This window comes from Desertihabitans aurantiacus (assembly GCF_003344635.1).
Lineage (GTDB): Bacteria > Actinomycetota > Actinomycetes > Propionibacteriales > Propionibacteriaceae > Desertihabitans > Desertihabitans aurantiacus.
This window is the reverse complement of sequence record NZ_QPKK01000239.1, coordinates 1-5,977: the sequence shown is the minus strand read 5'-3', so window position 1 is coordinate 5,977 and position 5,977 is coordinate 1. Positions and strand designations below refer to the sequence as shown.

The following is a 5,977-nucleotide window of genomic DNA, read 5'->3' as shown; positions in this document are numbered from 1 at the left end:
GGCCAGAACACGCCGATCGGGAAGCGGGAGCCGTCGAGCAGCGGGCCACCGGTGCCGGTGGCGGTCGGCTGCTGCGGGGTGCGGGCGTGCGCGGGGGCGGCGGCCCAGCCGCTCGCCGGGACGCCCAGGGCGCCGCCGAGGGCGGCTCCCAGGCCGAGGAAGCCCTTGCGGGACACCGGGTGGTCGGTCATCGTTGCTCCTCCTCGCCGGGGTCGGCGATGGCGTGGGTGGGTGCGGGCGGACGTGCGGTGGTGCGGGGCGTGCGGGTGGTGCGGGTGGTGCCGGGAGCCACCTGATGGCCGCGGACGGCACGCGCGGTGGCGGTGAGCAGGTCGGTGGTGCGGTCACCGCCGAGCTGGGCGACGGCGAGGTAGAGCAGCTCGACCACGGTCAGCTCGGAGAAGCGGGCGGCCAGCGGCCCCTCGCGGAAGGTGGTCTCCTCGGTCACGGTGAGCAGCAGGGAGTCGGCGTGCTCGGCCAGCGGGGAGGTCCGGGCGCCGGTGATGGCGGCGGTGGCGGCCCCGTGCTCGGCGGCGCAGCGCAGCATGTCGACGGTCTCCGCGGTGGCCCCGGTGCAGGAGATGGCGACGGCGACGTCGCGCTCGTCCAGCAGCGCGGCCGCGGTGAGACCCTCGTGGACGTCGGAGTGGGCCCACACCGTGACGCCGATCCGCTGCAGCCGCAGCTGCAGCTCCGCGGCCATCACCGCGCTGCCGCTGACGCCGAGGACGAGCACCCGGCGGGCGGTGCTGATCTGGCGGGCGACGGTGCGCACGGCGTCGAGGTCGAGACCGGCCAGGGTGTCGGCCACGGCGCGGGACTGCGCCGCACCGAGCACGGCGGCGACGTCCTCCAGCGGGTCGTCGGCGCTGATGGTGCGCGAGACGTCGGACTCCCAGGCCGAGGGCTGCTCGCGGGCGGAGTCGGCCAGCACGGCCAGCCGCAGCGCCGGGTAGCCGTCCACCCCGAGACGCCGGCAGAGCCGGGAGACCGCGGAGGTGGAGGTGCCGCTGGCCGCGGCGAGCTCGCCGATGGTGCCCGAGACGCTGCCGACCGGGTCGGCGATCACCGTCTCGGCCGTCCGCTGCACCGAGGCGGGGAGCGTCGGCAGCAGGCGCCGCAGCTCGGCCAGCACCAGGAGTGGACGGGACGCCGTCGTCGTCGACATGACAAAGAGTGTCAACGGGGCGACGTCCAGGTGGCAAGAGGTTGACAAGAACTTTCACGGATCGCGTCCGTCGGGGCGGCGGGGACCAGGTGCGCCACCGGGTCCCTAGGTTGGCGCCATGCCCAAGGACGACCGTGACGTCGAGACGATCCCCTCCACCGCGGAGGCCGTCGCCAAGCTGCGCCGGCTGGCCGACGCCCTCGAGACCGGGAGGCCCTTCCGGATCCAGGTCGCCGGTGAGCGTTTCCGGGTGCCGGCCCGCGCGCGGTTCTCCGTCGAGCACGAGCGCGGCGACGGGGAGGAGGAGGTCGAGCTCCAGCTGAGGTGGAGCATCGACGACTCCGACCAGGGTGCCGGCGAGGCCGACGACGTCGTCTGAGGTGTGGGGCGCGGCTCAGCCGCGCGGCACCAGCCGGGACCCCGGCAGCGGCGGCGCGGGCAGGGGTGCCGGTTGCCCGGGCGGGAAGTCGCCGAAGAGCGCGGGCTTGCCGGCGTCCCGCGGGTCGGCCGGCTCGAACCCGAGCTCGGCCTGGTAGCGGCGCCGGTACTCCACGACCTCGTCGTGGTCGCGGCCGACGAAGTTCCACCACATCACCACCTGCTCACCCAGCGGCACCCCGCCGAGCAGGACGACGCGGGTGCGCTCCTCCCCGGCGGTGAGCACCAGCTCCTGCGTGCCGGGCGGGACGTAGGCCAGCGAGCGGTGCGCCACCGGCGTCCCGTCGACCGTGACGTCGCGGTCCTCGGCCAGCACCGCGTGCTCGACGTCGGCGCGGACCGGGAGCCGCACGGTGGCGCCGGCCTCCAGCAGCAGCTCGGCGCCGAGCAGGTCCGGGGTGCGGGTCTCGACCGGCGACACCGAGCCGAGCAGGGCGCCGATGAACACCCGGGCGGTGAGCCCGGGCCGGTGCACCGGCTCGGGCACGTGGTGGACGAACCCGTTCTCGCTGAAGCGGGTGGCCTCCGGCAGCGCGTACCAGAGCTGGACGCCGTGCAGGGTGCTGGTGCCGCGGTCGCTGAGCTCCTGGTGGGTGATGCCCCGGCCGGCGATCATCAGGTTGAGCTCACCCGGCTGGACGGTGGCCGCGTTGCCGCCGGAGTCGAGGTGCTCGATCCGGCCGCTGAACAGCCAGGACACCGTCGCCAGCCCGGTGTGCGGGTGCCGGGCGACCTGCATGCCGCCGGTGGCCGCGACGTCGTCGGGCCCGTAGTGGTCGAGGAAGCACCACGCGCCCACCAGGGAGCGCTGCCGCTGCGGCAGGGTCCGGTGCACGGTCATCGCCCGCAGCCCGCCCAGCGGCACCAGCCGCGGTTCCAGCACCTCCGTGCCCGCGGCGGGAGGCTGGTCGCCGAGGACACCCTCGGCCGGGCGCGGCTCGGGGTTGGTCATCGCACGGCCCCGCTTCCCGTCACGCGGCGGCCGGTGGCGAGCACGTCGTCCACGGAGCCGACGACGGTGACCCGTCCGCCGTCACCGGGGTCGGGGGCGGGCACCAGCAGCTCCGGGTCGACCAGGTGGACGTCGTGGCCGTCCAGGGTGAGCCGGCGCACCAGCTCCAGCAGCATCCGCCGGGCCACGTCGTCGACGGAGTAGACGGTGCTGAGGTCGAGGGCGACCGTCGTCTCGGGGAAGTCGGTGGCCGCGACCTCGCGCACCACCCGTTCGAGCGCGGCGAAGCCGAGCCCGCCCTGCAGCTGCACCACCCGGACCGCGTCCGGCCCGTCGCCGAGCACGGTGTGCGCGCGGACCACCCCGAGCGCGGGCGGCGGCACCTCCATCACGTGCAGGCCCATGTCGGCGGAGAACCGTCCGAACAGCGACACCCCGCGGACGCTGTTGCCGTGCCGGTCGAGCCGCGGGGAGAAGGTGGCGATGCCGATCTGGCCCGGCAGCGCGCCGATCAGACCGCCGGCCACCCCGCTCTTGGCCGGGATGCCGACCTGGGTCGCCCAGTCGCCGGCGGCGTCGTACATACCGCAGGTCGCCATCACGCTGAGCACCTGGCGTACCACCGGCTCGGGCACCACCCGCTCGCCGGTGCGCGGGTTGACGCCGCGGTTGGCCAGGGTCGCCGCCATCAGGGCCAGGTCGCGGGTGGTGACGAGCACCGAGCACTGCCGGGTGTAGCCCTCGACGACGGTGTCCGGGTCCTCGGCGAGGACGCCGTGGCTGCGCAGCAGGTGGCCGATGGCGAGGTTGCGGTGCGCGTGCTCCAGCTCCGAGGCGCACACCTCCTCGTCCACCCGCAGCCGCCGGCCGGCGAAGGCCGACAGCCCGTCGAGCACCCGCTCGACGCGTCCGGCCGGGTCGAGCCCGGGGGCGCCGGCCAGCGCGTGGGTGGTGATCGCGCCGGCGTTGATCATCGGGTTGCGGGGACGTCCGGTCGCGGGCTCCAGCGAGATCTCGTTGAAGGCCTCCCCCGACGGCTCGACCCCCACCTTGGCCAGCACGGCGTCGAACCCGCGGTCGGCCAGCGCGAGCGCGTAGGCGAACGGCTTGGAGATCGACTGGATGGTCAGCTCGACGTCGACGTCACCGGCCCCGTAGACCTCTCCGTCGACCATGGCGATGGCCGCGCCGAGCCGTCCGGGGTCGGCGGCCGCGAGCTCGGGGATGTAGTCGGCCAGCTCACCGGAGGTGTCGGGCTCGACCTCCACCAGCGCGTCGGCCAGGTAGTCGGGGACCATCGAGCGCATCTGTCCTCCTCGGAGTGGGGGTGGGTGCGCGGTTCCACCGTAGTGCCGCCGGTGGGTGCCGCCGGGAGGTGCAGGCTCAGGACGTCCGGACGTACCGGTCGAGGAGCACGTGCACCTCGGTGCTGAACGCCCCGCCGGCTCGGCCGGGCAGCCGGTCGGCGTCGGTGGCGCCGTAGGTGTAGGGCGTCATGGTGAACAGCGCGGCCAGTGTGCCGGGGTCGCCGACCGGCAGCTCGTAGCGGACGACCTCCCGCCCGACCCGGGTGAACCGGTGGTCGGTGAGGACGTGCTTGTCCTCGTCGTGGCGCCGGGGGTGGTCGTAGACGGCGGCCTTGAGCGAGAACAGGTGGTCCGCGCCGGGCCCGCCGACCAGCAGCGTGCCACCGGGCCGCAGCACCCGGGCGAACTCCTCGACGGGGTTGGGCGAGAAGTGGCTGACCAGCACGTCGAGCGAGGCGTCGGGCACCGGCAGCGCGTAGGAGCTGGCCACGGCGTAGGCCCCGGCGGGATCGGCCCGCGACGCCGTCCGCACCCCCGGGCGGGAGACGTCGGTGCCGAGCAGGTCGAGCCCCGGGGCGCGTTCCCGCAGCACCCGCAGGTAGTAGCCCTCGCCGCAGCCGGCGTCGAGCACCCGCGCGCCCGCGTCGGCACCAGCCGCGGCGAGCCCGGCGACCGCCTCGGCCACCGGCCGGTAGCCACCCGAGCCGAAGAAGCGGTGCCGGGCCGTCATCAGCTCGCTGTTGTAGCCCGGCTGCTTGGAGCGCCGGCTCTGCGCCGGCACCAGGTTGACGTAGCCCTCCCGGGCGACGTCGAAGGCGTGCCCGGCCGGGCAGGCCAGGGTGCGGCCGTCGCGGACGCCGAAGGCCCCGGTGCAGAGCGGGCAGACGAAGACGTCCGCCAGGTGCTCCGCGCCGTCCACGGGTCCCGACCCTAGCCCGGCCCGCCCGCGTCATCGGGTCAGCTGCCCGAGGACGTGGCCTGGGCGACCGCGCTGGCGGCGACGGCGCTGACGACCGCGATCGTGGTGCGGGTGACCGCCTCGCCGACGGCGGCCGCACCCCAGCTGCCGCGCTCGAGCTCCCGGGCCCGGGTGATGACCGGAGTGCCCCACGGGATCACCGGGTGCAGCTCGGGCAGGGTGCCGCTGGCCCACACCAGGGCGGTCAGCGCCGCGGTCCGCGGAGCCGGCTCGACGCCGTCGACCAGCACCGCGCGGACGTCGGCGAGCAGGCTGTCGCGGCGGCCGGTGCCGCCGTCGAGCAGGGCCGTGGTGGGGATCAGCCCGAGCGCGCGGCGCCGCTCCTGCCGGACGTCCCCCCGGGCCACCAGACGGTCGAGGACCGGCTGGCGCAACGTGGGACCGATGGCGGCCAGCACGGTCTGGACGCCACGGGGGCGGTCGGCGACGTAGCGCCACGCCGTCCGCAGCAGCTCGTCGTCCGGTTCGGTGCCCGAGACGGCCGCCACCTCGACGGTGCCCGTCCACCGGGGCGCGGTGCGCAACCGTCCGTCCAGGGCCAGGTCGGCCAGCAGGGCGCCGGCCAGGGCGTAGTAGAGCGTGGCCTCGCCGGCGATGGTGCCGGAGCGCGGCTTGAACAGCAGCAGCAGGAGGTCCTCGGCCAGGGTCGGGGCCGCGTCGGGACGGGGCCCGTCGGGTCGGTCGGGGTGGTCGTCGGGCTGGGTCACGGTGCGTCCTTCCGGGGCGGTGCAGGTGTCAGACGAGGGTGACGACCTGGAGCGCGAGCCAGGCCGACACGGTGGCGATGGTCGTCCACAGCACGATCGCCACCGCCTGCCAGAGCAGCACCCAGCCCCGTGGCGTCCCGCCGCCGACCAGGAGGGCGGCGGTGAAGGGGGTGGGGACGGCGAGCGGGCCGAGCAGGCTGGCCCCGGGGACGCCGAAGCGGACCAGCCAGCGGTCGAACCGCTGACGTCCCTTCGACTTCGGCTTCGCGGCCGGTTCGGCGGGGGCCGCGGGGTCCGTCCCCTCCTCGCCCTCCGGGGCGGGGGCGCCGGCCCCTGCGGCGACCCGCTCGGAGCGCCGGGAGACCACGGCGGCCCGGGCGCGGGCGGTGAGCAGCACGACCCCCAGCACGCAGAGGAGGTTGCCGG

8 protein-coding genes are annotated in these 5,977 nt (G+C 75.7%); 1 reads left to right on the top strand and 7 read right to left on the bottom strand.

The features are described 5' to 3' along the window. Together DVA66_RS16060 and DVA66_RS16055 are read right to left on the bottom strand one after the other, a co-directional pair. The coding region (locus DVA66_RS16060; RefSeq protein ID WP_198671841.1) for a hypothetical protein at window positions 1–191 on the bottom strand (191 nt) is incomplete at its 3' end. Then, complete coding sequence (locus tag DVA66_RS16055; protein ID WP_114560982.1) at window positions 188–1,168, bottom strand: MurR/RpiR family transcriptional regulator; 981 nt, start codon at window positions 1,166–1,168, stop codon at window positions 188–190. The genes DVA66_RS16060 and DVA66_RS16055, both read right to left, overlap by 4 nt. A gap of 118 nt (window positions 1,169–1,286) precedes the next feature. Between DVA66_RS16055 and DVA66_RS16050 the strand changes: the two genes are divergently transcribed. Beyond that, window positions 1,287–1,547, top strand: a complete 261-nt coding sequence (locus DVA66_RS16050) for an amphi-Trp domain-containing protein (protein ID WP_114560981.1) — start codon at window positions 1,287–1,289, stop codon at window positions 1,545–1,547. Between the two features lie 15 nt (window positions 1,548–1,562). Here DVA66_RS16050 and DVA66_RS16045 read toward each other — a convergent pair whose 3' ends face one another. The 5 genes from DVA66_RS16045 to DVA66_RS16025 form a co-directional block, all read right to left on the bottom strand. Further along, window positions 1,563–2,558, bottom strand: a complete 996-nt coding sequence (locus tag DVA66_RS16045) for a pirin family protein (protein ID WP_114560980.1) — start codon at window positions 2,556–2,558, stop codon at window positions 1,563–1,565. After that, on the bottom strand, window positions 2,555–3,865 hold the full coding sequence (locus DVA66_RS16040; protein ID WP_114560979.1) for a glutaminase: 1,311 nt from the start codon (window positions 3,863–3,865) through the stop codon (window positions 2,555–2,557). Before DVA66_RS16040 ends, DVA66_RS16045 begins: the two co-directional genes overlap by 4 nt. Before the next feature lie 76 nt (window positions 3,866–3,941). Beyond that, window positions 3,942–4,784, bottom strand: a complete 843-nt coding sequence (locus DVA66_RS16035; RefSeq protein ID WP_114560978.1) for a putative RNA methyltransferase — start codon at window positions 4,782–4,784, stop codon at window positions 3,942–3,944. Window positions 4,785–4,822: 38 nt separating this feature from the next. After that, window positions 4,823–5,551 carry a GOLPH3/VPS74 family protein gene (locus DVA66_RS16030; RefSeq protein ID WP_232822009.1) on the bottom strand — a complete coding sequence of 243 codons (729 nt, stop codon included), beginning with the start codon at window positions 5,549–5,551 and terminating at the stop codon, window positions 4,823–4,825. A 28-nt stretch (window positions 5,552–5,579) separates the two neighbouring features. Next, on the bottom strand, window positions 5,580–5,977 hold a 398-nt coding region (locus DVA66_RS16025), incomplete at its 5' end, for a small multidrug efflux protein (RefSeq protein ID WP_114560977.1).